Genomic DNA, 26,202 nt, shown 5'->3' with positions numbered 1-26,202 from the left:
AGCTCCCCTTTAAAAATTGTGTACCGTCTCTTCAACGCCCCCAGAACGTGAGACTTTTACCTTCGCTGGACCAAGGCGCCATGCCATCAACAGTGCTCCGCCAATAATTCCAAAAATAGTACCAAATAAGAACCCGCCTAAGGCGCCAATAACGGAAAGGATGGATAAAAATATGGTGAAAATTCCAAGAATTTTTGAAGCATTAGGAAAAAATAAAGCTACAATTCCAATTAAGGTGATTAATCCGCCAAAAAGCAGGCCAATAATCGCAATGGACCCAGGCAGGAAGGTACTTAGATAAAGATTTAAAGGAACCCATAATATCATTAAACCACTTACAATAGTTAGTAATGCTCCCCACACCGGCCTTTGTTTACGCCATTTTTTAGCACCCATCTGCACGCACTCCCTATTTGTTAATTTTTTCTACGGTAAGTTTCATTCCATTCATATTAATGGTCTTCTGGAAGAGATAGTGCGTTTTTAATTTGGCATGCTCTAAAACAATTGTGGAAGAAGTTTGCTTGAATTGTTTTTGCCAGTCATCGCTGTGCTTTTCCTGAACGACTAAGTTCTGGAATTTGGCATCTGCCTCAATTAGATCGGCGTCATGCTGCAATCCGCTTATCTGAACTGGTTTAGATGCCGCTATTTTCACACGAATCCACTCACCGCCCACTTTAAAATCCTTATACAATTGCAAATTGTCAATGGTTAGATTTTCGATTAAATTGGTACCTTGGGGAGCAGAGTCAGAAGTGCCTGTTTCCCCCATTTTTGGATAGAAGGTGTAACCGGTTCCAACTAATTTGTCAAACTCTACATAAAAATCACCTACACCGGCAATCGGAACAGCATAGGCCACACCTGATACACCAAATGAAACTAATAATAATGCTAACGTTAAAATTCCAGCGCCTAATGCAGACCAAAAAACTTTCTTGCTAGTCGTACCCTCCACGAGTTGAACTGGACTTTCCATTTAAACCCCTCCTATTTTTTGAATTTTTTAAACAATCTATCTTTCCTATACCTTACTACCCTTGTTTTACTACTACAATCACGAAAAATATCGTAAAATTATTAAGGACCCGACAAATGTCGGGTTTGAGTTTCCACTACGGTCATATTGGAATTTTTTTTATCGAATATTTTAGTCATAGAGGATATGGAGGCGGAAGTACATGGAGCATAAAGTGGAACAGCTTTTACTGAAAGGGCTCGATATCCTTATGGAGCATCGTGTGCCATTTATGAAAGAATGGAAAGAGCTCCTGCCCACATTAAAATTTCGAAACGACAGTTTAGTAGATGAATTTGATATCATGATTGATATTGCCATTCAAAAAATTTTAAGTGAAAAGAAACCCCGTATAGACTCTTTTATTTTTTCGGTGCTGACAGAATGGCAAAAGCGTTTTTCCAACAAGTTTGATGAAAATGAGACTATCTTTCTCGTTACAACAATAGAAAATATGTTTCATAAGCTTGTAGCTGCCACCCCATCTGCCACCTTTTTCGACCATCAGGCCATCCAAGCTTTTTTTGCAAGAATCCTTGACCAGGCGTTATTAACCCAAGATAGTGAGAACCTGACCGAAAAATGGGTTAAAATGATCATGGGGACGAACATTCTCCCAATGAAATGGGTGGCAGTTGTAAAAAAAGAACAGGACGATTTTCAAATTGATAGTGTTGTTTGTTTTCCTGAGCATGAAGTGGACAGTCATTTGCTTAATATGTGCTCTGGTTTAAAATCAGGGGAAATTGACCATCTTTCACTGGCAATCTCCAGACTGATTGGAACAGGTACAGATAAGGAAAGAATCCTCAAAATTCCCTGTTTGAATGAAATTCTGTTCGTATGTCTGCAGGAAAACGATTTAGTGATTGGTGAACAGCAAATTCAGTTTATTCGGGATATGTATCTTCGCCAATTGAAGCTTTATCATCTCGAAAGAAAAATAGTTTGGAAGGATGCTTCCCTCCTGTTTTTGCAGCACTTATTATGCTCTCGAAATGCCGATGATGCGGTTAAAGCCATTACAAAGGGATTAGTAGATTATATGCCTTTCAGCCGCTGTGCCTTATTTTTATATAATCACTATGAAGATACGGGGATTGGTGTTTCTGGTTATAATGTCAGCATCCCATCTGTAAAGCAGATTAAAGAAGAGGTTTTCGGGCTTTCCCTAATTCAGAAATATTTACTTCCTTTGATTCAATCACAGCCTCTTTACTTTGAGAATGCAGCTGAGATTTTACCAAAGAAATATGTACAGGAGTATAAACTTCGTTCATTAGTTATCTTGCCAATATTTGCACCCTCAAAAAGCAGATTGCTTGGAGTCGCTTTATTGGATCAGGGTGAAAACTCTGAATTTGCGGTATCCTCACAAACCTTGGCGACTCTAATAAAATTGGGCAGGTATGCAGGGGAATTAATGTATTCGATATGGGATGAGGCTATTCAACAATTCGGGGGCTCTGATTGCTTACTGACCCAGCGTGAAAAAGAAGTGTTAAAGTTAATTGCGGAAGGTGCTTCGATTAACGAAGCAGCAAGTGAGCTTCATTTAAGCAGCTATACGGTTCGTGACTATGTGTCTGTCATTATTCAAAAATTAGCGGCAAAAAACAGAACCGAAGCCGCAGTTAAAGCATTAAAAATGAACTTGATTTCGTAAAAAAGAGCAGCTCCGATAATGGATGCTGCTCTTTTACAATTAGCGGTTATCTATTTTTTCAGGATATAAGTCGTGGTTCATCATCCGGTGATCGGCCATTTGCTCATATTTTGTCCCCGGTCTGCCGTAGTTGCAGTAAGGATCAATAGAGATGCCGCCTCTTGGAGTGAATTTACCCCAAACCTCGATGTATCTTGGATCCATTAACTTAATTAAATCATTCATGATGATGTTCATGCAGTCTTCATGGAAGTCCCCATGGTTACGGAAGCTGAAAAGATATAGCTTAAGAGATTTACTTTCAACCATCTTTTGATCTGGAATGTAGCTGATATAAATGGTTGCAAAGTCGGGCTGCCCTGTTTTTGGACAAAGACTTGTAAATTCAGGGAAATTGAATTTTACAAAATAGTCACGGTTTGGATGCTTATTATCAAACGCCTCCAATACCTCAGGTGTATATTCAAACAAGTATTTTGTGCCTTGGTTACCAAGTAGTGTTACGCCTTCTAATTCGGCATCTGTTCTTCCAGCCATTTTTTAGTCCTCCTTATGATAGCCGCGAATTATAGGAGCTCAAAAACTAAGAAATAAAAAACCATATCCTAAGGATATGGTCAATTTGTCCATTCCATAGTTTTTTATAGAGGGTATAAGCTATGAACCTCTCCCATAAACGGGTGCAGATAAATTTAATTTAACATAGTTACTATAGTTAAAATTAAAGGAACTGTCAATCAACATATTGTTGGAAATCCTTTGAGTTTGAAATTTTAAGAGTCTTATGGTTACAATATACAATTAAGAAACTATTTTCGGAGGTTTTTTTGGATGTGGAAAGAATTTAAACAATTTGCCATGAAGGGCAATGTTATTGATTTAGCTGTCGGGGTTATTATCGGCGGAGCGTTCGGTAAAATTGTCTCATCCCTGGTGGCAGATATTATAATGCCAATAATTGTAGTAATTAGCGGTGCAGTAAACGTGGAGGATATTAAGGATCTTGCCTATGGCCCAATAAAATATGGTGTATTTCTTCAATCTGTCCTTGATTTCTTCATCATCGCCATTTCGATTTTCCTCTTTATAAAGTTCCTGAGCCGCTTTAAGAAGAAAGAAGAGCCTGCTAAAGTGGAAGCAAAAATCAGCCGTGAAGAAGAGTTATTAGCCGAAATTCGCGACCTGTTAAAAGAAGACAAAGATTTTTTTAGAAAAAATGAAACATCTTGACCACTTTTACGTATAACTTAGTAATACAATATTTTGAGGTGAAGCTAAATTGTATCCACAAACATCTGTTGAATTTATGCCATCTGTTATAAGGACGTTTGCCTTTTCTCTAGCCATTGCCTTCTTAGGGACCATGGCAGGAGTATTTGTACCGCCCGCTCTGTTTATGCCATTAGCCATTTTAGAATTTGTCATGCTGATGATCGCATTCTTCGTCAGACGGAAAAAAGCAATGTCTTACTCATTCCTGTATCTTTTCACGTTTATTTCAGGGATTACCTTATATCCAATCGTTGCTTACTACCTAGCTACTTCAGGCGCAAACGTCGTTATAATGGCATTCGCAAGCACTACTGTTGTATTCTCTGGTATTGCTATTTACGCCGCAAAGTCAAAACAAAACTTTTCTTTCTTAGGTGGTTTTCTACTTGCTGCCTTGCTTTCATTAGTAGCAATTTCAATTTTTAATATTTTCTTTCCACTAAGCTCTACTGGAATGCTTGCTTATTCATTTATCGGAGTATTAGTTTTCAGCGGGTACGTTCTCTTTGATATCAGCCGCATGAAGCAGTATGGAGTTAGAGCAGAAGAAGTGCCTTTGATGGCATTAAACTTATATTTGGACTTCATTAATCTATTTATCAGCATTCTCCGTATCTTTGGAATTTTAAATAGTAAAGACTAAAAAATTAGGAGCTTCGGGTCGCACCCCAAGCTCCTTTTGATGTTAATTACCGTTAAGCAAAGTCAGACCACGACCAATCATTTGTTTCACAGATGGCTCCCAATCAGCTTTATTTAATACTTTTAAAATTCTATCAACATTGGTATGACTCCCATTATGATTTTTATAGAGTTCTAAAATTTCCAAGCGTAATAGCCATTCCTGCGGATAATCTTGATCCAATTTAGTTAAAACTTCATTTAATTGGGATAAACTCTGTTCATTCCAAATGGCTGCCTCACGTAACTTCCGTACCTTTTCATATAACCCCTCAAGCTCACTCCAGCTTGGCTGATCCATTTCATCCTCGATTTCCTCATTTGATTTAATTTCAAAATAATTGTTAGGATCGGCAGCACCGGCAAAGACGGAGGTAATTCTTGACCCAACAGCCATATCGAAGGTTCCCCATGCTTTTTCAAAAAGAACTTTGTCCTTATAGGTCACTGTACAATCCTTGAAGGAAATAATGATAGGTTTATCCTCTGAGTACAAAATACTCTTAACGACACCTTCTACCTTAACCCCGCTTTGAAAGTTTAAAACTGCTTCCTTTTCTTCTATGATCCCTAGGGCATTTAATTGCTCTATTGAACAGTCCTCAAGGACAATATCACCTTTTAATTTACCTATTGGCGTTCCAAAGCCTTTCCGGTGTGTTTCGGTGCCATGGCCTGCTAATTGTTGGTTATCGCAGGATAAAGCAGTAGGTCCTGCAGTGCGGAAATAAACAGCCTCTCCTGTATCATCCTTCAAAATATCTGCAACTGTGCCAGTTACCTGCAAACCAGAAGAGAAAACCATCGTAGCTGTATTTTCAGTCGTTAATGCCTTTTCAAGACTTTCTGTCCCGCCTTTTCGAAATGCCATCGTATTAGCAAATTCATCAATCTTAGCAACTAAATCATCAAAGCTTTTACAAACAAATAATTGCGGCTGCGGCTTTGTCACATCATAAGGAGTTTTCGTACATTCCTCAACGGAAAAAGGAATTTTTCTTACATCTTCCTTTAAACAGCTTTGACTTTCACCTACTGAAGATAGCAAGCCAGCACCATAAATTATTGGATTATCTAATTCGCCAATTAATCCATATTCAACAGTCCACCAAAAAAGCCGTGATACTTGGTCAGATTCTGATAATCCTTTTACCTTCTTTCTAGACTCAGCCACTTGTTGTTCCGCAGCTTTCACCTGCTCCGGTGTTGACTTTGGGTCCTCTGCGACTATCGTTAGATGGCGAACCGCCATAAATACCTCTAGTTTTTCTTTACTGGACAGGGCTTTCGCGCCCATTTCTCCAATTTTCTTAACGAAGTCCCTGTAAGATTCATCTAATAAAATCGGGGCATGCCCTGCTGCTTCATGAAGCATATCAGGTGCCGGCGTATACGCAATGTTTTGGATATTCCTTATTTCTGTGGCAATCGGTAAAAGGCCGTTTGCTAAAAAACCATAAAAGGCCGAGCCTGGAATCAAGCCATCAATCGTAACGGCCCCCCAGCCGACTTTTGCCAAGCTCGTATTCATATCCTCTACCTTTGGAATCGATTCGGTTTTGATACCAGAATCTCGGAGGCCATTTACATAGGCTGGATGCGCAATTTGTTTCAAAAAATAGTGATTTTGCTTCATTACAAATCGCCAGACTGCATGTTCGATGGGCGTATAGCGATCGTAGTATTGTTTGGAAATAAACGGCTTTAAATGTGCAGGGATTTCTTTTGTGCCATTACCAGTCATCGTGAACATTCTCCTCTAAGTGAATTGTTTAAAAAGGAGCATCAAGCGAAAGATTGCACTTTGGGCCGCAGTCGTTCCTTCGCTCGTTTCATCCTAGTTTTTACCGTAGACATCGGCAGATTACTCTTTCGCGCAATTTCATCTAGAGTTAAATCTTGATAGTAATAAAGATAAATAGGTTTACGATAAATTTCAGGCAGGAGGTTTACTTTTTCAGCCATTTGTTTAGCGGAAAATTTATGTAGGACTTCCTCTTCAGGAATAGGAGAGCAATAAGCAGAGGCTGAGTAGGAATAAACCTCTTCCTTCCAGAATAATTTGGACTTGTTTTCTTTACGCCAATAATCTCGGCATTTATTTACTGCAATAGTAAACAACCAGTTTTTATACTTTGAATGCTCCTTTACTGCAGGATATGCCAAATAAGCAGAAAGTAACACCTCTTGATAAAGGTCTTCGGTAAGTTCCTTTTGTTTCACTAACGATAAAATATAGTTAAAAATGGCTGGCCCATGTTCTATTATTAATTCTTCAAATGTTTGAACAAACCCTTTACCCATTTCATTCCATCCTTCCCTTCAATAAAATAATACCTACTTTATTAGACGGAAAGGATGGTACTGACCCCTACACCCCATCATTAAATTACTGCTCTTTTTGAATAAGCCCCTTCATAAAAATAGAAAAGCCTATTTTCTTGCAAATGGTTAAATAATGCATCATCGCTAATAAGACAGAACCCGTATTCATTCCAATAATAACTCCATTCATTCCCCACTCCGCTTGAGAACCAAGCCAAAGAATAAGTCCAAAGGAGATGACGGTTGACCAAATAATATGAATAAACGCTTCTTTAATCATGTCTAAACCGATCATAAAAGCCTGCATTGGCATAATAAAGAAATGGAACAAGAAAAAAGGCCATAGTAATTGCAGAAAGATTGCAGGTGTTTCCGATTTAAAGAAAAGGGACGTTAATTCAGGAGCATAAAAATAGAAAATGGTGACTGCTGCAACACCGTACAAAAGGGTAAGCTTCATCACCTGCTGCAGCATTTTTTGTAAGGCTGGATAATCTCGCTCGGAATGGGCCTTCGAGACAGCAGGGATGAGAACAACTAATAGCGAATGAGCAATAAAAGCTGGAAAGAAGCCAATCGACATCGCCACACCCATCAGCATCCCAAAATGCTCGGTGGCAAGTTTTTCCGTCATTCCAGCGTGCACTAATGCTGCTTTAATGACGAACGGTTGAATGGCGTTGGTAAAGGCAGAAAACAAGCGCATCCCTGTCGTCGGTATTGAAACGGCCATTAAATTTTTCCGAACGGCCTTACGATTTAGATTGGAAAAAGGCCTGCGCTTGATTTGTTGAAATTGAATGATAAACATGTAAATGAGGTAAAGGAAAACAACGATTTCACTGCCAATTAATGTGCCAATAGCAATCAGTAGAGCTCTTTCTGAGTCAAAGGCAAGGAATCGAAATAGGATAAATAGGCCGGCAAGCTGCACGACTTTCCTTAGGAAGTTGGAAATGGCAATTTTTCCCATCTGCTGCTTTCCCATAAAATAACCTCTTGCTACCGAAGTAAAGGAAATAACCGGAATGAGAATCATGACAAACCATTTTACATAAGGATGGTACGTTTTAAAAATCGGGATGAACGGGATAATCACGGTTGCCAATAAAAATAGAATACTTGTAAAGATAATAGTGATTGTAATGGCATGATAAAGAATATTTCGGTGATAGCGTTCTTCCCGTTCAGCAATAAATTTTGAAATCGAGACTTGCAGTTCGAAGCTCGAAAGCAGGACAATTAAAAAAATCGTCGGCAGAATGGACATATAAAGCCCTAAACCGTGTGTTCCCAACTCTCTTGCCAGAATCATATTTACTATGAACTCAATTCCTTCACCCAAAAATGCAGAAGCCGCTAAAAAGAACACACTCTTGTAGTAAATAGCCAATTTTTTATTCTCCCTTTTTTTAATATCACTCTATAACTTATGAGACAAGTTCCATGAATATTAGGAGAATATTTTTTTATGGCAACAAAAAAAGGGCCTTCGCCCTTTTAAATATTTGTTGTAACCGCGCGCTTCTTAACCGTCCATGTCATTAGAATGATGACAGCTACTAACAGAGCTTGAGTTAATGTGGTTTCCCAGGTTGGATATAATCCCATCCAATCTATGAACGGAAGATTTTGTACAGTACTGGTGGAAAGTACATTTGAAACCTGTAAGGCATGGAGGCTAATTCCCAGTATTTTAAAGGCTAAGAAATATATTAATAAAGTTGCAGCCTTAAAGAATAAGCGGATGGGAATTTTTACACTGTAGTGAATAATCGCAAATCCGACAATCACTAATAATCCTACAGCTAGAAGTACCCCCAAGATTAACTGCTGCAGGCTTATATATGGGGTTATCCCCGCGTAAAAAATGATGGTCTCTGCACCTTCACGAAAAACAGACAAAAAGCTGATAAACGCAAAAGAAAGTAGGCTTCCTCTTGCTATTGCATCTTGCATCTGGTGATTTATATACTTATTCCAATTCCCAATACTTGATTTATTATGAAGCCATGCCCCAATCGTCAGCATCATGACAACCGCTATAACACCCGTTATGCCTTCAATATACTCCCGGCTTGACGCTGCTGTAATCTTTGTAAAGACAATATTGATAATGACTGCAAGCACTGCACTTGCCAGCACGCCTGCCGCAACTCCAGCCCAAATCCATTTTTGTTTAGTCTGCTGGCCCATTTTCTTTAAGAAAGCGATTAGGGTGGCAATGATCAGCAGCCCTTCTAACCCTTCACGTAATAAAATAAGTGCCGCATCCCATAAAGAATAATCGGTTTTGCTCGTTAATGGAGCAAGTCGTGAGTTTAAGTCCTCTACGATCGTAAGTGCTTTTGATTCATTTACTTTTTTGGAGCTTAATATACTGATAGCGGCAGGAACTTTCGTTTCAATATCGCTGTACAGTTTGTTGTCCTTTGTTGACACATCCCCTTCAACCATGGGCCAGATATCGAGAATTTCATTTAAATGACTGATAGCAGTTTGATAATCCTTGTCAGAAATTTCATTCTCCGCCTTACTTAATAATGCCGTCAGGTCTGATAACGAATATTCCCCTTTTACCTGCTTCGTAACCTTGCCAGCTAAAAAATTCTCCACGACTTTGGTTAATTGGTCTACATTCGTTTCAGCCTTTTTAAGATCCGCTGGGTTTTGGGTAATAGCGATGCGGATTAATGCCATGTATTTTTCGATATTCCCATATGTCACAATACTTTCATCATGAACAATCTTTTCTGATGCATTCCATTGATTTAGGAGCGACTGGTATTCAGCCTTTAAGGTTAATAGATTCCCCTCCTTAATCGACTCCTTTAATTTCGCGGTTATTGTAAGCATCTGTTTTACTTGCTCTTTCCCTTTTGCCTTATCTTCTGGATTTTGTTCCTGATCATACAAAACAACTGAACTTGACAGAGCCGAAAGGCTTCTTGAAAGAGCCTCTTTATCCACATTCTCTTTGGCTAGTAAACTTTGAACCTTATTAAGGTTTTCGTCCACCTTTTTTGCCTGCTTACTGTCTGATTTTTTAATGGAAACCCATTCACTTGCGAATTGTTCCATGTTTTTGGCAACAGTTCCCCTATCACCATCTTTCGCCTTCATTAAACTATCGCCAATCAGGACAAAAAGCTCATCATGATTTTCTGCAGATGAAACTGGTTGTACCGCTTGCAAAAACACAAATAATATCGTCAGGAATAGAAATGGCTTCAATAATTTTTGCATAATAACTCTCTCTCCTCTATAAAAGGAAAAACACTAATTAAATAGTGTCTCTCCAATAAAACCGCCCTGTTTTGTTCCAGGCAGGCAAGCGAAAATGGCACTGCCGCGGTGTGAAATATATTCGTTTAATTTATCCATGTTCGACAATCGAGTTTGAATAGGGATAAATTGTCTGCTTGGCGTCCGCTGAAAACCCACGAAAAGGAGGCCTGCATCTAGGGCACCAGTTTTTACATCCATACCATCAGAGTAGGAAAAGCCCCTGCGAAGAATTTTTTGTGTCCCATCCCCTCTAGATAGCCGGAAGTGTGAATCAGCAGGAATAAAAACTTGTCCGTTTTCATCTTTGTGATTGAAATCGGGTTTATCAAATTCATTTTTTTGACCTAGAGGCGCACCACTTACACGGTGGCGTCCAAAGGTATTCTCCTGTTCTTTTAATAATGTGCGGTCCCACACTTCAATAAACATTTGAATACGGCGGACAACGAGATAACTGCCATTCACAAGCCAATTGGGACCATCTCCTGGCTGCACCCATACAATTTCGTTCATTTCTTTTTCGCTATTCACATCCGGGTTTATTGTTCCGTCTTTAAAGCCAAACAAGTTCCTAGGTGTTTCATTTTTTGTATCAGCCTGCTTGCTCCGCTGGAAGCCTGTCTGAGCCCAGCGTAATATGGCTTTTCCCCGAGCAATCCTGATCAAGTTTCTGATAGCATGAAAGGCCACCTGCAAATCATCCGCGCATGCCTGGATACAGAGATCTCCGCCTGTCCACTCCTCTTCTAAAGCATCGAGCGGGAATTTCGGAAGATCGACTAATTCCTTGGGCTGCTTCTGCTTTAACCGAAAACGATCCTGATTATTTTTTACAAAAAGACTCGGTCCGACTCCAAAGGTAATCGTCAAATTCGATGGAGATAATCCTGCCGCCTCCCCTGTATCCTTAGGTGGAAGAAACTCATTGCTGGAAAGTTCACCAACTGTCTTCCCTTCAGTCATTAGTGCCGAGGCCTTTGTCCAATCTTTGAATAGTTTTATCAAATCTTCTTTTTTTGATGTTGTCACATCTAAAGAAACAAAATATATATGGTTTTGTGCTTTTGTTGTAATACCGCTTTGGTGTTTCCCATAAAACGAGACGATTTCAGCAGATTCTTTTGTAACGGCCTTGCTTTCGGTCATGGAGAGCAAGCCGCCAAATCCTGATGCTCCTAGTAGCACCCCCACCCCGCCAACACCTGCTGTTTTCAGGACATCTCGTCTCGAAATCTTTTTTTCATTAGGTGTTTCTATGCTGTTTGGATTATTAGTCAATTAGGACGCCTCCGTTACAATTCCAATTTGAGAAAGTGGTTCAGCCAGAGCATCGATAGCCTGACTAAGCTCCTTTACTTCCGCTTGAGATAAATCAGTGTAAGATTTATAACCAGTATCCTTTTTATGCTTGTTTAATAGATTATAAACATTATCAAACTTGGATTGAATATCCTTTGAAAGTGCCGCATCCTTTTTCGTTAATACCGGATTAAGAAGCTGATAGATTTTTTCCGCACCCTCGACATTTGCTGCAAAGTCGTATAAATCGGTATGAGAATATCGATCTTCTTCTCCGGTGACCTTGGAGGTTGATACTTCATTTAAAAGATCAACCGCTCCTGTAATTAATAGCTCTGGTGTTACATCAACAGTATCTACCTTAGCCCTTAAGAGATTCACATCTTTCATCAGCTGGTCAGCATACTGCTCGTAACCTTTTGTGGTGTTTTCAACCCACAATCCTTTTTCGATACGGTGGTATCCTGTCCATTCTGCCTCAGGCACATCCCCTTCCCGCGCATCAATTTTAGGATCGAGATCCCCGAAAACTTCTGCAATTGGTTCGGCACGCTCATAATGCATCCTAGATGTTCCATATAGCTCTTTCGCTTTTTCAATATCACCGCTTTTAACTGCAGTGGTAAAAGTTTCTGTTGCCTTTACAAATTCTTCAATTTCACCTATAGCATATTGGCGGTAATCATCTGTTACCCCTTTAAAAGCTTCTGCTGATTTATCCTTTGTTTCTTTTGCTTTTTCTGCAGTTGAATTGTTGTCCGTATTAGAACAGCCAAATAATAGACTGCTAGATAAAATTAGAACTCCAGATACTTTTAATAATTTCATATAAAAAAACCTCCGCTTAAATAACAATGATAATCATTATCATATATTTATTGAGAATAATTTTCAATTATTTTTTTCTAAAAAAATAAAAAGCTCTCCAATTTATTATTGGAAAGCCTTTAAAAATTACTTTATTAAGGAATGTTTAAATGCATAGATTACTGCCTGGGTGCGGTCCTGAACATCTAGCTTGCTTAAAATATTGCTGACATGGGTTTTAACAGTTTTGAGTGCGATAAACAATTCATCGGCTATTTCCTGATTGGTTTTCCCTTGGGCCATAAGAAGTAAGATTTCTAGTTCACGGCTGGTGAGGTCTTCGTGTGGCAGGTGCTGGGTCTTCTGGCGCATTTTCACCATCATTTTGCCGGTTACCTCTGGCTCTAATACTGACTGGCCATGGTATGTAGCGCGGACGGCATTGGCAATCTCGCTTGCTTTTGAGGTCTTAAGCATGTAGCTTGTCGCTCCAGCCTCAAGGGCAGGGTAGACCTTTTCGTCATCGAGGAAGCTTGTCACGATTATGACCTTTGCATCTGGCCATTTTTCAACGATTTGCCTTGTCGCCTCAATTCCATCCATTTCCTTCATGACTAAATCCATTAAAATAATATCCGGGCGGAGTTCTAGTGCTAATTCCACCCCTTTTTTTCCATTATCAGCCTCGCCAACAACCTCAATATCAGGCTGTGCTGAAAGGTAAGAAGAAACCCCGATTCGCACCATTTCATGATCATCTACAAATACTACTCTAATCATTTACACCATCTCCATTTACCATCACCGGAACCTTCACTTCCAGCCTTGTCCCTTTATTTTTTACACTAATCACTTTTAACGAACCGCCAATTTCCAGCGCCCGCTCATGCATGTTTTGCATTCCATAGGAGCCTGCTTTCATTTCATCCACTTCAAAACCTATGCCATCATCGACAATTCTTAAAATAACAAGATCATCTCTTTTAATCATCAGGACCTCGAGCTTATTTGCTTTTGCATGCCTTAGTGTGTTTGATATCGACTCTTGCAGGATCCGGAAAAGATGATCTTCTACCCCTTTATCTAACGGAAAAGCTTCCACCTTCCAGTTAATATCCATTGTTACCTTTTGTGATAATTCGATTAAGAGCTCCTCAATTCCTTCCTGAAGGGTCTTATTTTTTAGGGCAACCGGCCGCAAATGAAGCAGGAGAGCCCTCATTTCAAGCTGGGATTGATGGATCATTTCTTCTACTAGTTTCAATTGTTTCGCTTCCCGCGTTTCTTCGGTTTGTTCCTTTGTTTCATTGATTGCCGACATCATCATCGATGCCGCAAATAATTGCTGGCTGACGGAATCATGAAGTTCGCGGGCAAGACGATTCCGTTCCTGTTCAATAATTTCTTGAATTTTCGATTCAAGATCTTCTACTTTTTCCGTTGCAAGGCGCTGCGAGAGCTTTGCCTGCTCGGACATTTGTTTACCTATTTTATCGATTCGCTTGGCGATACTTTGAATTTCACTTAAGGAAGGCTTTGGTTTTACCTCATGTTGTTTTCCTTCTTCAAGCAGATGTAATGCCTGCTCCACATCCACTAGCTGTCTTCTCCAAAAAACACCAGAGTAGGCGCCTAGTAGAATTCCTATTGCAATACTAAAAGCTGGAATAAAAACTATGAATGGAATCCCCATGAAATGGCGCTCCCATACTTGGGACCAGTCCGAAAGTGGGAACACATTCAGAAAAATGGCTGAGACAATAATAGCAGTTAGAAAGGAAAAGGTGACACTCCATACAATTTGCCGCTGGGTTGCGCTCATATCCGGCTCACCTCTAAATTCCCCACCAATAACGATGTAAAGATTTTCACTTTTTGTTCTGCGGTTTCATATCCCGGTGTTTTTAGGTGAAAGACTTGATTAAAAACTTTTGATTCATGATGATCAAAAACAGACGTGGAACCAGTCAAACAAGAATGATGAACACTTACTTCCAATTCATATGGGACTTGTATTTGAATATTTCCGATAATGTTACGAATAAAAATAACTGTTTCTCCCTTTGGAAGCATGGTATAGCTAAGATCAATGCTGGTATCGCCAATCCCTGCCTGGATGTTGATGTCCTCCCATTCATAGGCGCCTGAAGGAGTTTTTTGCTGCCCGAAAAAAATATTTTCAAAGAGCGGCTTGCTCTTAATTAGTGTTTCCTCATGTGGGACTTTGTCTGATTCTGTTAAGACCAGCGGGATTTTCTTTGGATTCTTTTTCGATTGATAGAATTGAATAATATAGTGCAAAAGGATAGCAAATAATAAAAACTTGAAGGTTTTCATTGATAAAATACTAATAGCCAAGAAAATGATCCCACCGTAGAACAGAACTTTCCCTTTCTTTTTTCCTGACCATTTACGGCCCAAATAAATCATACCGCCAGAAACAAAAAGGGAGAAAATAAGCCCAGGATTGAAAAACAATATTTCAAGCAGAAGAACAACTGCTCCGATGACAACTAACCAGCCTGTATATTCATTTTTCTTATTTTTTAACAAATGGCCCACCCTCCCTTTTTGTGAATTTATCAATTGCCAAAAAGACGTAAAACTACGTCTTTTTTAGCATACCATGTTTTTACATTAAATGGACTTGCTTTCTTCCAGTTTCATTTCTTTTTCTAATTGAGCGATCCTGGCATCTATGGTGCTGCGGTAAAATGAACTATTTACTTGATGTTCTAGTCGATCTAGGTAGTTTTCAATTTCCTTAAATTTTGAGAATGACTTATCAGAGTAAGAATTAGAATCTAGAACCTGATTGATCCGAAGGTTAGCGCGTGTAACATTTTCTCGGCCCATTAATTCCATCCGGCGAAGATGCATATCCTTTAATTTGTGCTTCATTTCCTGATACTTTCTTTCTAATTCTTCAAGCTGGCCTTTTACTTGTTCAAGGGAAGCACTTAGACGCTCGGCACGGTCGGAATACTGTTGAAACTCAGCTGTCGCAAACTGATAAAGCTCTGTTTCGCCTGCCTTTGAGGCAATTTCCGCTTGATGCTTTCTTTTTTCGGTTAATTCTACGGCCTGTTGGTATTCCCTAGTGAATTCATCCTTTAGTGTGTATTGACGTTCCAGAAGCTTTCTAACCTTTTCCGTCTCCTGCTCACACTGACGGAGGTATTGATTAAGCAGTGCAATTGGGTTTTGCTTTTCCTTTTTGTCAATTGCTTCATGTAAATCAGCAGTAATGGTATCTTTAATTCTTGTAAACAGGTTTGTCATGTTCATTCTCTCCTTTTATTTTAAGTTCTTTTAACTTGGATGTTGATGTTCGCTCCAATCAACAGAGTTTCAAAATCAATAATGACCTCAAACTCACACATATTTTAATAATTTTTTAATTCATTCCATTGTTTTTCAAAATTCACGAATGGATCTGATTCTTCTTTAATTTTGGTATGCTTGTTCTCGTTCCATTTTTTATAAACAAGGTAAAGCACATATGCTGCTGCTACGCCAATGATGGCAGGTATGTTATGGATAGAAGCCACTAGGACAATCGCACCAATAATCCCTAGACCGACTTTTGCTCCAGTCGATTTTGCTTTTAAAAACTGTTTGAATATAAAATACAGGAGCACGAGGCTAACGAGCAGCCCCACCATCGGACCGATTGTTGACAGTAAAACGACTGCCGCAATCACACCTGCTAAAAGTAAACCAAATTTTTTCATTTTGTTTTTCACTCCTTTCTTTATCTTGATATCATCTTACCTTTTTTCTTTATCTCCCATAATTGCGCTAGAGCTTGATTTTCAACTCAGACCTGAGACGTAGAAAGGGTCAGTCTCTTATAAGAAACTGACCCTTCTTGTTTTATTTTGAAATAAACATCTGAACCCAATAATATCGTTTTGAACCGCCGGCAGCATAGCCTACACCAATATAAGTCGATCTTGTGCTTAAAATATTGGCACGGTGTCCTGAGCTGTTCATCCATGCTTGGACGACTGAAACTGGAGTGGTTTGTCCTGCGGCAATGTTTTCAGCTGCAGAGGTATATTGAATACCAAATTTCTTCATCATGTCAAACGGACTGCCGTAGGTTGGACTAGTATGACTAAAATAATTTTTGTCCCGCATATCCATGGCCTTATAGCGAGCCACCCTTGAAAGCTCCCAGTCAGGTGTTAACGCTTTTAGCCCATTTTTCGCCCGTTCCTGATTCGTCAGCGAAATAACCTGGTTTTCAATCGATTTAACCCCGCCTAAGTCTGGAATGGTTACCTTTTGACCAGGATAAATCATTGCAGGATTCTTAAATTGCGGGTTTGCTGAAATAATTTCTGAAAGTCCCACTTGATACCTGACAGCAATTTTCCATAGCGAGTCTCCCGGCTGAACCGTATAAATTTGCTGGGCAAATGAAACGCTTGGAATGCAGAAAAGAGAAAGTAGAAACATTAAACCAAACCAAAAAGATTTTTTCATTTTTTAGCCTCCTCCGAATATATATTTTTGATTTCAAGCTCAAAATATACAGGACCTGAAAAATAAATCTCTAACTAAGACGTTGAATTCAAAAGGTTTTGGAGGACTAAATTTGAAAGACATATCGTGGATGACCTATATCATGTTAATTTTAGCAAGCTACCGATTCACCCATTTAATTGTTTTCGATAAAATTACCGAATCCATCCGGAAGCCATTTGTGAAAAAAGTGAAAGTGGAAACAGAAAATGGAACCGAAACAAAGGAAGTCCCGACCTCCATGTTTGGGTATTTATTGAAGTGTTATTGGTGTGCAGGCGTTTGGAGTGCCATCTTCTTCGGGGCAGCTTACTTATTATTCCCAAAGATTACTTATGTGGTTATATTGATTTTTTCGATTGCTGGAGGTCAGTCCATTATCGAAACCTTTGTGGGCGTTAATATTAAAAAAGTCGATTATTATGCTGAATTGAAGAAAAAGGAATAAAGAAAACACGGTAAAGGTTGGAAAAATTAATCCCCCTTATGCATATATTTTAGAAAGCTAGAGCTTCCTTGGACGCTCAAGGCTAAACTAAAGGGGGATTTACAGTGGCTCTTTTGTGGATCACAACCATCGGATTTCTTCTGTGTCTTGGTTTTGCAGTAGGAACCTGGATTCATTTTTTAAGAAATGGTCTTAATTCTGATGATGCAAAACGAATTGATCCTATTCCCGAAGAAAATGAATCTCCTTAATCCGCTAAGGCCATATCTAATGCTTGCCCGGCAGCATCGAAGGCTTCTTGATCATTTTGGTCATGGGCAAACCTAACCAGCATTATACTTGTGAAAATTGCCTTAAATCTAGCTAAATACATCGTGATTTCGTCTACATTGCCATAAATTTCAAAAAAACGTTTTCTGCCTGCAGGCGGGAAAAAACTGTAGACAATCGATAAATCTACAGCACGATGTCCGATATGCACATCTCCCCAGTCAATAACGCCTGTAATCAATCCATTGTTGTCCACTAATAGATTCTTAAAATGAATATCACCATGGACAAGGGCAAGTTCTTGATTTACCTCAACATTTTTTAACCTTTTAAGATAATTCCCTATCACTTTTTTATTTTTTATCAATCCATCTGCGACAGCTTTATTTACATTTTCCTCTAATTTTTTTCTTCTGATTGGAATACTTAATCGATTCAGCTGATCATTTGGTACATGAAGGTTTTTAGCCGTGTCGATTGGAAACTGATGAAGCGTTCGTAAAAACTTTGCCATTGATTCAACCGATAAAAGTCTTATTTCTTCTGTTAATTGGTATGGTGTTTCTCCGTTAACAGCTTGATAACCAGTAAATGGCCATGGATATGTACTGCTGGGTCTTCCGAAAAATATGGGCGTTGGGATAGGTAAATTAAGGTTTTGAGAAAGGTGTGGCAAAAGCTGATTTTCTGTTTTTAATAAATCCACCGCAATGCTTCTCCTAGGAAACCGAAAAATGTATTGATTATTTACCTTAAAGACAGTGTTATCAAAACCTAGTCCTAAAAAGCTAATATGTATGGGATTAAGCTGAGAAAATTGTTTACCAATAAGTTCGCTCGCTTCTTGAAAGGATAATTCAATTTCCGGCGTCCAAGGGTTTGTCATTCATCAAGCCTCCATCTTTCAAAAGAAGAAGAGCCTTGCCCACCAGGAAAGGTTCTTCTTTTTTACTCTTAGATTAATTTTATCATTTTAGGAAAAATTAAACAGGAGATCATTTTGTAAAATGGAGGAGTACATATGACGTCAGAGAAAATCCCGCAGTTTCCAAAAACATATTGGCGTGAAATTGAATTACCTGCTTTTAAAAAATTAAACGAAGATATAACGGTAGATGTTGCGATTGTCGGAGCAGGAATAACGGGTATTACAACAGCCTATTTACTTTCAAAAGAGGGGGTAAAGGTTGCACTTTTAGAAGCCGGCAGTGTTTTAAATGGGACAACAGGTCATACAACTGCGAAATTAACGGCACAGCATGATATCCTTTATGATGAGCTAATCAATCATTTTGGTGAGGAAAAGGCTCGACAATACTATGATTCCACCTCTAGTGCCATTGATTTTGTAGAAAGAACAATGAATGAAAAAGGGATTGACTGCGATTTTAGCAAGGAAGACGCCTATATATATGCAACTACCGAAGAATATGTAGACAAGCTGCAAACCGAATGGGAGGCTTATAAAAGGCTGGGTATTGATGGTGCTATAAAGGATACGATTCCATTTAATATTCCTGCAAAAGCCGCTTTGAAAATGAGCAACCAGGCCCAATATCATCCTTTAAAATTTTTGAGAGGCCTTCTGGATGAAGCAGTGAAAAATGGCTGTGCTGTTTATGAAAATACAACGGCTGATGAGATTGATGACGATGACGGCCAGCCAAAAATTATCACCAAAAATGAAAATACAGTTACATGCAATAAGGTCATTATGGCCTCGCATTTTCCATTTTCTGATAAAGTGGGTCTATTTTTTGCACGTATGTATGCGAGCCGGTCTTACGCCATTGGTATAAAAACAGATAAAGACTATCCAGGCGGTATGTACATAAGTGCCGAAAGCCCGCCTCGCTCGATCCGTTATACACCGCTTGACGGGAATGAAAAGCTTATCATCATCGGCGGAGAAAAACATAAAACTGGACAGGGGATCAATACGATGGCGCATTATGATGCACTGGAGGCATTTGCTGAAAATGTCTTCGGCATAAAAGAATATGCTTACCGTTGGTCTGCTCAAGATTTAGTGACACTGGACAAAGTCCCTTATATCGGTCCAATCACCTCTGAGCGGGAGCATATTTTAGTAGCAACAGGCTATAAAAAGTGGGGCATGACTACAGGCATTTTCGCTGGCCACCTGCTCACTGATTATGTTTTGAATAGAGAAAATCCATACAAAGAATTATATTCCCCTTCCCGCTTCCAAGCAGACCCAGAACTAAAAAATGTTATTACCGCAAATGTTGATGTGGCTAAGCATCTGATCAAAGGGAAGCTGGAATTTGTGCCAAAGAATCCAGAGGACTTGCAGAATGGGGAAGGCTCAGCTGTTATGTATAATGGTAAAAGAGCAGGAGCTTACAAGGATAAGGACGGGAAACTCTATATTGTTGACACTACCTGTACCCACCTAGGCTGTGAATGTGAATGGAATGTTGCGGAAAAAACATGGGACTGCCCTTGCCATGGTTCCCGCTATGCCTATTCCGGTGATGTGATTGAGGGACCTGCACTTAGAGCATTGGAATTGCTTAAGGAAGAAGAGCAAATATAATAATTAACGCCTCCTAATTGTTAGGAGGCGTTATTCGCTATTTACTATTTGGACGATTCCGTTTTAAGTCTTCACCAGTTGTAAATTCAACCAGTTCTTCGCTGTTTCTCATGCCCTTTTTTCGATTATTATTACGATTGGCATTGGCATTTCCCAGTTTCGTTCTTCCCACTGCTGTCAGCTCCTTTTTGAGAAATTCATTGATAGTATGAGTGAAAACAAATGGACTTATTCTTTCTCTAGCACAGGCGGTTTTCTGAATTTTGTCATCTGCTCAAAGGCATAGGCTGCCTGTATTAGGATTGGCTCACTATAGGCAGTGCCAGCAAAGGTAATCCCAACCGGTTCTCCATCTGACGTATAGCCTGCGGGGACTGCAATCGATGGATAGCCTGCCTTCGCGCTGATATGTGAGCCCTCTTCATGTGGAAAAACAATTGCATCCAAGTTATAAGTTTCTAAAGCAAAATCAATTCCTTGGCGGGTGGAATGATACAAATCAAATTCCAAAACTTGGACGTACTCTGCTTCAGTTAAGGAGCCGCTCGTTTTTTCGGATTCAATCAGCACTTCCTGACCATACTTCAGCATCTTCTCTTCATCTTGATTATTGAATTCAATTAATTCTTTTAAAGATCTGACCTTAATGGATGGATGCAAACTACTCAAATACACATTTAAATCAGGTTTAAATTCATAGGTTAAAACATCATATTTCCAGTCAACATTTGCAGAAGGAATCTCAATATTCTCGATTACCTCTGCTCCTGTTGATTTTAATACCTCTATTGCTAGGGCGGCAGCCCTTTGTTTTTCTTCACTTAAATTCTCAATGAATCCTTGTAAGGCGATCCCGATTCTTTTTCCTTTAAGGCCATCCTTTAACAGGTATTCAGTGAAATCAATATTAAATAGTGGATTTGTTTGGGTGATTGCGTCCTCTTCATCTTTTCCAGTCAATGCTGTTAGCAATATCGCTGCATCCTCCACTGTTCGAGCCATCGGCCCCGCCGTATCCTGGGTATGCGCGATTGGAATAATACCTCTTCGGCTAATGAGACCGACGGTTGGCTTTATTCCTACAAGTGAATTTTGACAGGAAGGATTTAATATGGAACCAGATGTTTCTGTTCCGACAGCGGCCGCTGCAAAGTTTGCGGCAACGGCTGCCCCTGAGCCCGAGCTTGAGCCGCCTACATCAAATTTACCAGGGCCGTAGGGATTTAATACTTGTCCACCTCGTGAGCTATAGCCACTTTTCATGCCGATGGCCATAAAATTCGCCCATTCGGTCATATTTGTTTTTCCGAGAATAATTGCGCCTGCTTTGCGCAATTGTTCCGCAACCCAGGAATCTTTAGGTGCAATGGAATCCTTTAAAGCAAGAGACCCCGCACTTGTATGCATTTTGTCGTGTGTATCAATATTATCTTTTATTAAAATGGGTATTCCATGCAAACGGCCGCGCGGTCCTGATTCCTTTCGTTCAGCATCAAGCGCTGCAGCAATATGTAACGCGTCTGGATTTACCTCCAGAACGGAACGAAGCTCTTTATCAAAGCTCGAAATTCTATGTAAATACATCAAAACAAGCTCTTTAGAAGTAATCTCTCCGCTTTCTAATTTCTCCTGCATCTCGCTTAACGTGGCTTCCTCCAGCCATTCATTAAGCAAATTCTTTAATTTTGGATTTTCCATCGTTTTTCCCCTCCGTTTCAATTTATTTATTCAAGACAGGCGGAACAAATCCTTTTTTTGCTACATAAAAATAGGGGATTTTTCACAAAGAAGTAACTACGTGACCCAAACTTGTTTGCGACTTCCAATACGGTCACGTAGAAGCGGTCTACGGGACTCAAACTAGCTTGCGACTCCTAATACGGTTACGTATAAGCGGTCTACGTGACTCAAACTAGCTTGCGACTTCTAATACGGTCACGTAGAAATGGTCTACGTGACTCAAACTAGCTTGCGACTTCCAATTCGGTCACGTAGAAGCGGTCTACGTGACTCAAACTAGCTTGCGACTTCCAATACGGTCACGTATAAGTGGTCTACGTGACCCAAACTAGCTTGCGACTTCTAATACGGTCACGTAGAAATGGTCTACGTGACTCAAACTAGCTTGCGACTTCCAATACGGTCACGTAGAAATGGTCTACGTGACTTAAACTAGCTTGCGACTTCCAATTCGGTCACATAGAAGCGGTCTACGTGACTCAAACTAGCCTGCGACTCCTAATACGGTTACGTATAAGCGGTCTACGTGACTCAAACTAGCCTGCGACTCCTAATACGGTTACGTATAAGCGGTCTACGTGACTCAAACTAGCTTGCGACTCCTAATACGGTTACGTATAAGCGGTCTACGTGACTCAAACTAGCTTACGACTCATAATACGGTTACGTATAAGCGGTCTACGTGACCATAAAGGTCCTTGAACAACAAAAACGGTCACGTAGAAATTCTACGTAACCGTAATGAGTTTTAAATAGAGTCAAGCCAATATCTTTTTCCTTATTTCCGCAGTTTTTGCCCTTTTTCAATTTCCTCTGCAATTTGCCCCTTGAAAAAGATTCTTTTATGAAGAGGAAGATTCAACTCTTTACAATATTTCTTCAATTCCCGTTCTTCTCTTTCTGTGACAAGTGAAATAACGATTCCATCTGCACCCATTCGGCCTGTTCTTCCTGCGCGGTGGACATATTGGGTGATGTCTTTAGGAAAATCAATTTGAACTACATGGGTAACCCCTTGAATATCAAGGCCCCTTGCCGCTACATCTGTGGCAACCAGCATTTTCATTTTGCCATCGCGGAAGGATTTTAACGCAGCCTGCCGGTCTAATTTTTTCATGTCGCTATGTAAAATTCCGACAGATAGCTCTTTAAAATGTAACTTTTCTTTAAAAACCTGAATCTCCCCGATGTCATTGATAAACGCCAGCGACTTACTCCCCTCTATCCGGGCTATTTTTTCAAGGAGCTTAATTTTATCCCTTGGTTCACATAGGAAGTAAATGTGCTCCACCTTTCCAGAGGAAGCCACTTCATCTTTTTCAATACGAAGAACTTCAGGTTCCTTAGTTAAATCTTTTGCTAATTTTTCTGTTGCTGTTTTCATCGTTGCTGAGAACAACACAACTTGCCGGTCACTCATCGTTGATTTAACAATATTTTGGACTGTGCCAAGGTGTTCAGGAATCAATAGCTGATCTCCCTCATCCAGCACGACCATTTTCACCTCGTGCATTTTTACTTTTTTCTGCTTGATCAGTTCAAGCAAGCGGCCAGGAGTTGCAAAAATTACCTGAGGTCGTTTTTTTAATTTTTCCAGCTGACGCTTTAGATTTGCTCCGCCTATAATGGAAGTTCCGCGTATTCCGCTTCCCTCCGACCACTTTTGGAATTCTTGATAAACCTGCATAACTAGTTCCTGCGAAGAGGCTAAAACGACAGCTTGCAGAGATTGGACGGCCGGGTCGATTTTATTTAATAATGGCAATAAATATGCAAGTGTTTTCCCTGTACCAGTTGGCGATTCGGCAATTACATCTTTTCCTTCAAGGATGACTGGAATGGCAGCGTCTTGAATAGAAGTGGACGTTTCAAATCCAGACTTCTCCCACGCTTCCTGTAAAAATGGCTTTAAATTGTTCAACATAAAATACTCCTTATTTAAACTCTTTTTTCATAGTATTTGTTTTTTGCAATGATCAATCCATATCGTATTGATACTAACTTAATAACCAAGGTGTGTCTAGTTTCTATGGGATTATATCGATGTATTAAAATAAAGAAGGATCCAGGCGATATGGTATATAAGAACGGAAAAGTAAAGTACGCAGGCAGAAACTAATAGCGTCCGAACCCCTCCTTTAAATGGACGAAAGGAAACCAGACCTATCAGAATAATTGGCAGGAGAATTTTTATTAGATAAAAGTAAGACCAGCTTTTTTCAATGAAGAACTCCATGATTGGGTTTCCTTCCTCTACGAAACCCGATACAATCCCAAAATGTGTCAGGACGGCATCTAATATACCTGCAAACAATAGGAATAAACAAAATTTCATGATTTCCCCCATAATCAATATTTAGTATCCATTGTTTCTACTAATTCTTATGCTGATACGTACGGAATATGGACATAGTTATATGATAATATAAAATTAAGAACATTTCAGTTCTTAATTAAGAATATTTTCTCGAAAAATGAAAGAGATTATTTTTGAAAGGTTTGTGAACAATGGCGCCAAAATGATAAAACCTAGATGAATTGATGATAGAATGAACAACAAGCAAGATAAACAATATAACGGAGTTGAAAATGATGTTTAAGAAAATCTCTCTTATTGCATCAATGTTGTTTTTTCTATTAGGAACTACTGTATTTGCACATTCGCATTTAGAATCTTCATCCCCCAAAAATGGAGAAGTGCTAACCCAGCCATTAAAGGAAATAGCTCTTACCTTTGAAACAACTTTAGAAAGCACCAGCACATTTACTTTAGAGGATACAAAAGGAGCCGCGATACCACTTTCCAAATTCTCTCTTGAAGGGAATAAATTAATCGGATTATTGAACAATGAACTGCCAAACGGCGGTTATAAAATTCATTGGAAAATTATCGGGACGGACGGACATCCACTTGAGGGAGATATACCATTTTCTGTTCAATTACCAGCAAGCCAAACTACCACTGCTGCAGCATCAGCATCAAATGAAATGAAAACAGCTGATAAAAATAAAACTGAAGAAGCTGCTGCACCCAAGAAGGTTGAGAATACTGCCTTACAGACCCAAAATACCGAAACTATGAAGCCTTCATTTAAAGACTATGTTGTCCCTAGTTCTGTCGCATTGTTGATTATTTTCGTTATGAGCGGCTACTGGTTCTTTTATCGAAGGAAGCATGCTTAAATGTTTGTAGTAAATATCATTAGCGAAGCTTTGCTTTATTTATGCTTTTCTTTGCTGCTGGGCAGTTTTATCTTTCATCTCGTTCCAGAAACAGCTCGTCCTTCAATTAAAGTTCCAAAAGGCATTTTATTAGCAGCTGCTCTTGGAATTGCTCTGTTTTCCTTTATTCCGGTATTGAAAATTATTCTCTATTTATATAAGGACCTTGGACTGGGTATTACCATACAGTCTGTTTTGACCAATTTTGAGGTTGGAAAGTCGTGGATTAGCACGGGGGTTATTTCTTTTATTTTATTTATTTATCTCATTCCGATTAAACTAGAGGGAAAACCGCACTTCTCAATAACTGGATTAATTTTTACCCTTGCTTTAATCGCTGCTCTTGGATGGTCCAGCCATGCCAGCTCTTTATCAAGATGGCCAGGTTTTTTTATTCATACTGCCCATTTTTTAGCTGTAAGTACCTGGATAGGCATCCTTATTGTCGTAAGTTGGTTCTCTAAGAATCATGACAATTGGCTGAAATTTTTAAAATGGTTTTCACCAATCGCTATCATTTGTTTACTTACCATCATCATCACTGGTATTTCCTTAATGTCCTTTGTTATGGATTTAAGCGACTATGCCAATACATGGCCGTTATCCTATGGCCAGGCACTGTTGTTGAAGCATTTGGCGATTGTGCCGCTGCTTGTCTTTGCATTTATCAACAGTGTCCTCATTCGCAATAAGCTATCAAAAGGGGCTCCCTTTAATCCAATTCCTTGGATGAGGCTTGAAAGTATTCTCGTGTTAATTATCTTTGCAATAACCGGCGCGTTAGGCCAGGAATCACCGCCCCATGATATTAAAACAACAATTAAAGCTGAAGGAGCTTCAAAGCTATTTAGCCTATCGCATCAAGGTGATCCAACGTTCCCGTTACATTTTTCACCTGGAATTGCATCGCAAAGCCTTATGGTATGGGCAGTATTTTTCTTAATCTTGATGATTTTTTCTTTCATAAAAAAGGCACCGAAATTTTTAGCCCTTGTTTTGAGCTTACTATTCATCGTTATTGGATACTTAGCGCTTATGATAAGTGTGTAAAATAAGAAGCGTGAATCTGCTAG

At 39.4% G+C, this 26,202-nt stretch carries 28 protein-coding genes and 1 riboswitch; of the genes, 8 read left to right on the top strand and 20 right to left on the bottom strand.

Annotation, left to right across the window (positions count from 1 at the left end; genetic code table 11):
- Window positions 1-9 precede the first annotated feature (9 nt).
- Together PH210_RS15590 and PH210_RS15585 are read right to left on the bottom strand one after the other, a co-directional pair.
- Entirely contained in the window at window positions 10-396 is a 387-nt protein-coding gene (locus PH210_RS15590; RefSeq protein ID WP_289986763.1) for a DUF6114 domain-containing protein, read from the bottom strand.
- A gap of 13 nt (window positions 397-409) precedes the next feature.
- The gene (locus PH210_RS15585) at window positions 410-982 is read right to left on the bottom strand and encodes a DUF6230 family protein (protein ID WP_289986762.1); all 573 of its coding nucleotides are present in this window, start codon (window positions 980-982) and stop codon (window positions 410-412) included.
- A 202-nt stretch (window positions 983-1,184) separates the two neighbouring features.
- Here PH210_RS15585 and PH210_RS15580 point away from each other — a divergent pair, with 202 nt between their 5' ends.
- Window positions 1,185-2,687 (top strand): LuxR C-terminal-related transcriptional regulator, encoded by a 1,503-nt coding sequence (locus PH210_RS15580; protein WP_289986761.1) that lies wholly within the window; start codon window positions 1,185-1,187, stop codon window positions 2,685-2,687.
- A 39-nt stretch (window positions 2,688-2,726) separates the two neighbouring features.
- Here the strand turns inward: PH210_RS15580 and queF are convergent, their stop codons facing one another.
- Window positions 2,727-3,224: a preQ(1) synthase gene (gene queF / locus PH210_RS15575; protein ID WP_223589673.1), complete on the bottom strand. Its 498-nt coding sequence runs from the start codon at window positions 3,222-3,224 to the stop codon at window positions 2,727-2,729.
- Between the two features lie 90 nt (window positions 3,225-3,314).
- A riboswitch (PreQ1 riboswitch) is annotated at window positions 3,315-3,361 on the bottom strand.
- Window positions 3,362-3,518: 157 nt separating this feature from the next.
- On the opposite strand from queF, the gene mscL reads away from it, so the two are divergent.
- Together mscL and PH210_RS15565 are read left to right on the top strand one after the other, a co-directional pair.
- Entirely contained in the window at window positions 3,519-3,917 is a 399-nt protein-coding gene (gene mscL, locus PH210_RS15570; RefSeq protein ID WP_223589671.1) for a large conductance mechanosensitive channel protein MscL, read from the top strand.
- Between the two features lie 76 nt (window positions 3,918-3,993).
- Complete coding sequence (locus tag PH210_RS15565) at window positions 3,994-4,602, top strand: Bax inhibitor-1/YccA family protein (protein WP_289986886.1); 609 nt, start codon at window positions 3,994-3,996, stop codon at window positions 4,600-4,602.
- A 42-nt stretch (window positions 4,603-4,644) separates the two neighbouring features.
- Here PH210_RS15565 and PH210_RS15560 read toward each other — a convergent pair whose 3' ends face one another.
- From PH210_RS15560 to safA, 12 genes are all read right to left on the bottom strand, one after another.
- A complete protein-coding gene (locus tag PH210_RS15560; RefSeq protein WP_289986757.1) occupies window positions 4,645-6,384 on the bottom strand; it encodes an aromatic amino acid hydroxylase in 1,740 nt (579 codons plus the stop codon).
- A gap of 41 nt (window positions 6,385-6,425) precedes the next feature.
- Window positions 6,426-6,944, bottom strand: a complete 519-nt coding sequence (locus PH210_RS15555) for an RNA polymerase sigma factor (protein WP_289986756.1) — start codon at window positions 6,942-6,944, stop codon at window positions 6,426-6,428.
- A gap of 85 nt (window positions 6,945-7,029) precedes the next feature.
- A complete protein-coding gene (locus PH210_RS15550) occupies window positions 7,030-8,358 on the bottom strand; it encodes a polysaccharide biosynthesis protein (RefSeq protein ID WP_289986755.1) in 1,329 nt (442 codons plus the stop codon).
- 107 nt (window positions 8,359-8,465) lie between these two features.
- Window positions 8,466-10,211 carry an FTR1 family iron permease gene (locus tag PH210_RS15545; protein WP_289986754.1) on the bottom strand — a complete coding sequence of 582 codons (1,746 nt, stop codon included), beginning with the start codon at window positions 10,209-10,211 and terminating at the stop codon, window positions 8,466-8,468.
- A 33-nt stretch (window positions 10,212-10,244) separates the two neighbouring features.
- Window positions 10,245-11,531 carry an iron uptake transporter deferrochelatase/peroxidase subunit gene (efeB, locus tag PH210_RS15540; protein WP_289986753.1) on the bottom strand — a complete coding sequence of 429 codons (1,287 nt, stop codon included), beginning with the start codon at window positions 11,529-11,531 and terminating at the stop codon, window positions 10,245-10,247.
- Window positions 11,532-12,380 carry an iron uptake system protein EfeO gene (gene efeO / locus PH210_RS15535; protein ID WP_289986751.1) on the bottom strand — a complete coding sequence of 283 codons (849 nt, stop codon included), beginning with the start codon at window positions 12,378-12,380 and terminating at the stop codon, window positions 11,532-11,534.
- Window positions 12,381-12,506: 126 nt separating this feature from the next.
- Window positions 12,507-13,139, bottom strand: coding sequence for a response regulator (locus tag PH210_RS15530; RefSeq protein WP_289986750.1), 633 nt, complete (start codon window positions 13,137-13,139; stop codon window positions 12,507-12,509).
- Window positions 13,132-14,181 carry a sensor histidine kinase gene (locus PH210_RS15525; RefSeq protein ID WP_289986748.1) on the bottom strand — a complete coding sequence of 350 codons (1,050 nt, stop codon included), beginning with the start codon at window positions 14,179-14,181 and terminating at the stop codon, window positions 13,132-13,134. Before PH210_RS15525 ends, PH210_RS15530 begins: the two co-directional genes overlap by 8 nt.
- Window positions 14,178-14,921: a cell wall-active antibiotics response protein LiaF gene (liaF, locus tag PH210_RS15520; RefSeq protein WP_354669995.1), complete on the bottom strand. Its 744-nt coding sequence runs from the start codon at window positions 14,919-14,921 to the stop codon at window positions 14,178-14,180. Before liaF ends, PH210_RS15525 begins: the two co-directional genes overlap by 4 nt.
- A 75-nt stretch (window positions 14,922-14,996) precedes the next feature.
- Entirely contained in the window at window positions 14,997-15,641 is a 645-nt protein-coding gene (locus PH210_RS15515) for a PspA/IM30 family protein (RefSeq protein WP_289986745.1), read from the bottom strand.
- Window positions 15,642-15,745: 104 nt separating this feature from the next.
- Window positions 15,746-16,093, bottom strand: coding sequence for a lmo0954 family membrane protein (locus PH210_RS15510; RefSeq protein WP_289986744.1), 348 nt, complete (start codon window positions 16,091-16,093; stop codon window positions 15,746-15,748).
- A gap of 142 nt (window positions 16,094-16,235) precedes the next feature.
- A complete protein-coding gene (gene safA, locus PH210_RS15505; RefSeq protein ID WP_289986742.1) occupies window positions 16,236-16,850 on the bottom strand; it encodes a SafA/ExsA family spore coat assembly protein in 615 nt (204 codons plus the stop codon).
- A 112-nt stretch (window positions 16,851-16,962) separates the two neighbouring features.
- Here safA and PH210_RS15500 point away from each other — a divergent pair, with 112 nt between their 5' ends.
- Both PH210_RS15500 and PH210_RS15495 read left to right on the top strand, forming a co-directional pair.
- Window positions 16,963-17,337, top strand: a complete 375-nt coding sequence (locus tag PH210_RS15500; protein WP_289986740.1) for a DUF1360 domain-containing protein — start codon at window positions 16,963-16,965, stop codon at window positions 17,335-17,337.
- A 104-nt stretch (window positions 17,338-17,441) separates the two neighbouring features.
- Complete coding sequence (locus tag PH210_RS15495) at window positions 17,442-17,588, top strand: hypothetical protein (RefSeq protein ID WP_289986739.1); 147 nt, start codon at window positions 17,442-17,444, stop codon at window positions 17,586-17,588.
- Here PH210_RS15495 and PH210_RS15490 read toward each other — a convergent pair.
- A complete protein-coding gene (locus tag PH210_RS15490) occupies window positions 17,585-18,493 on the bottom strand; it encodes a phosphotransferase (protein ID WP_289986738.1) in 909 nt (302 codons plus the stop codon). The genes PH210_RS15495 and PH210_RS15490 overlap by 4 nt on opposite strands.
- Window positions 18,494-18,628: 135 nt before the next feature.
- Here PH210_RS15490 and PH210_RS15485 point away from each other — a divergent pair, with 135 nt between their 5' ends.
- Window positions 18,629-20,167 carry an FAD-dependent oxidoreductase gene (locus tag PH210_RS15485; protein WP_289986737.1) on the top strand — a complete coding sequence of 513 codons (1,539 nt, stop codon included), beginning with the start codon at window positions 18,629-18,631 and terminating at the stop codon, window positions 20,165-20,167.
- Between the two features lie 37 nt (window positions 20,168-20,204).
- On the opposite strand, the gene ypzF is transcribed toward PH210_RS15485, so the two are convergent.
- The 4 genes from ypzF to PH210_RS15465 form a co-directional block, all read right to left on the bottom strand.
- A complete protein-coding gene (gene ypzF, locus PH210_RS15480) occupies window positions 20,205-20,339 on the bottom strand; it encodes a protein YpzF (protein WP_263297732.1) in 135 nt (44 codons plus the stop codon).
- A gap of 56 nt (window positions 20,340-20,395) precedes the next feature.
- The gene (locus PH210_RS15475; RefSeq protein ID WP_289986735.1) at window positions 20,396-21,865 is read right to left on the bottom strand and encodes an amidase family protein; all 1,470 of its coding nucleotides are present in this window, start codon (window positions 21,863-21,865) and stop codon (window positions 20,396-20,398) included.
- Between the two features lie 820 nt (window positions 21,866-22,685).
- Entirely contained in the window at window positions 22,686-23,831 is a 1,146-nt protein-coding gene (locus PH210_RS15470) for a DEAD/DEAH box helicase (protein WP_289986733.1), read from the bottom strand.
- Between the two features lie 111 nt (window positions 23,832-23,942).
- Window positions 23,943-24,242, bottom strand: a complete 300-nt coding sequence (locus PH210_RS15465; RefSeq protein WP_289986732.1) for a DUF5658 family protein — start codon at window positions 24,240-24,242, stop codon at window positions 23,943-23,945.
- Between the two features lie 257 nt (window positions 24,243-24,499).
- Here PH210_RS15465 and PH210_RS15460 point away from each other — a divergent pair, with 257 nt between their 5' ends.
- Together PH210_RS15460 and PH210_RS15455 are read left to right on the top strand one after the other, a co-directional pair.
- Window positions 24,500-25,090 carry a copper resistance CopC family protein gene (locus tag PH210_RS15460; protein WP_289986731.1) on the top strand — a complete coding sequence of 197 codons (591 nt, stop codon included), beginning with the start codon at window positions 24,500-24,502 and terminating at the stop codon, window positions 25,088-25,090.
- Window positions 25,091-26,179: a CopD family protein gene (locus PH210_RS15455; RefSeq protein WP_289986729.1), complete on the top strand. Its 1,089-nt coding sequence runs from the start codon at window positions 25,091-25,093 to the stop codon at window positions 26,177-26,179. It abuts the gene before it with no gap.
- Window positions 26,180-26,202 lie beyond the last annotated feature (23 nt).

The sequence above is a fragment of the Paenibacillus sp. BSR1-1 genome, from assembly GCF_030403775.1.
In the GTDB taxonomy this organism is placed as follows: Bacteria; Bacillota; Bacilli; order Bacillales; family Cytobacillaceae; genus Neobacillus.
This window is presented reverse-complemented; position numbering and strand designations above follow the sequence as displayed.

Excerpts from the sequence above, each read along its gene's own strand:
- PH210_RS15590 (WP_289986763.1), bottom strand. The coding sequence starts at position 396 with ATGGGTGCTAAAAAATGGCGTAAACAAAGGCCGGTGTGGGGAGCATTA.
- PH210_RS15585 (WP_289986762.1), bottom strand. The coding sequence starts at position 982 with ATGGAAAGTCCAGTTCAACTCGTGGAGGGTACGACTAGCAAGAAAGTT.
- PH210_RS15580 (WP_289986761.1), top strand. The coding sequence starts at position 1,185 with ATGGAGCATAAAGTGGAACAGCTTTTACTGAAAGGGCTCGATATCCTT.
- queF (WP_223589673.1), bottom strand. The coding sequence starts at position 3,224 with ATGGCTGGAAGAACAGATGCCGAATTAGAAGGCGTAACACTACTTGGT.
- mscL (WP_223589671.1), top strand. The coding sequence starts at position 3,519 with ATGTGGAAAGAATTTAAACAATTTGCCATGAAGGGCAATGTTATTGAT.
- PH210_RS15565 (WP_289986886.1), top strand. The coding sequence starts at position 3,994 with ATGCCATCTGTTATAAGGACGTTTGCCTTTTCTCTAGCCATTGCCTTC.
- PH210_RS15560 (WP_289986757.1), bottom strand. The coding sequence starts at position 6,384 with ATGACTGGTAATGGCACAAAAGAAATCCCTGCACATTTAAAGCCGTTT.
- PH210_RS15555 (WP_289986756.1), bottom strand. The coding sequence starts at position 6,944 with ATGGGTAAAGGGTTTGTTCAAACATTTGAAGAATTAATAATAGAACAT.
- PH210_RS15545 (WP_289986754.1), bottom strand. The coding sequence starts at position 10,211 with ATGCAAAAATTATTGAAGCCATTTCTATTCCTGACGATATTATTTGTG.
- efeO (WP_289986751.1), bottom strand. The coding sequence starts at position 12,380 with ATGAAATTATTAAAAGTATCTGGAGTTCTAATTTTATCTAGCAGTCTA.
- PH210_RS15530 (WP_289986750.1), bottom strand. The coding sequence starts at position 13,139 with ATGATTAGAGTAGTATTTGTAGATGATCATGAAATGGTGCGAATCGGG.
- PH210_RS15525 (WP_289986748.1), bottom strand. The coding sequence starts at position 14,181 with ATGAGCGCAACCCAGCGGCAAATTGTATGGAGTGTCACCTTTTCCTTT.
- PH210_RS15515 (WP_289986745.1), bottom strand. The coding sequence starts at position 15,641 with ATGACAAACCTGTTTACAAGAATTAAAGATACCATTACTGCTGATTTA.
- PH210_RS15510 (WP_289986744.1), bottom strand. The coding sequence starts at position 16,093 with ATGAAAAAATTTGGTTTACTTTTAGCAGGTGTGATTGCGGCAGTCGTT.
- safA (WP_289986742.1), bottom strand. The coding sequence starts at position 16,850 with ATGAAAAAATCTTTTTGGTTTGGTTTAATGTTTCTACTTTCTCTTTTC.
- PH210_RS15490 (WP_289986738.1), bottom strand. The coding sequence starts at position 18,493 with ATGACAAACCCTTGGACGCCGGAAATTGAATTATCCTTTCAAGAAGCG.
- PH210_RS15485 (WP_289986737.1), top strand. The coding sequence starts at position 18,629 with ATGACGTCAGAGAAAATCCCGCAGTTTCCAAAAACATATTGGCGTGAA.
- PH210_RS15475 (WP_289986735.1), bottom strand. The coding sequence starts at position 21,865 with ATGGAAAATCCAAAATTAAAGAATTTGCTTAATGAATGGCTGGAGGAA.
- PH210_RS15470 (WP_289986733.1), bottom strand. The coding sequence starts at position 23,831 with ATGTTGAACAATTTAAAGCCATTTTTACAGGAAGCGTGGGAGAAGTCT.
- PH210_RS15465 (WP_289986732.1), bottom strand. The coding sequence starts at position 24,242 with ATGAAATTTTGTTTATTCCTATTGTTTGCAGGTATATTAGATGCCGTC.
- PH210_RS15460 (WP_289986731.1), top strand. The coding sequence starts at position 24,500 with ATGTTTAAGAAAATCTCTCTTATTGCATCAATGTTGTTTTTTCTATTA.
- PH210_RS15455 (WP_289986729.1), top strand. The coding sequence starts at position 25,091 with ATGTTTGTAGTAAATATCATTAGCGAAGCTTTGCTTTATTTATGCTTT.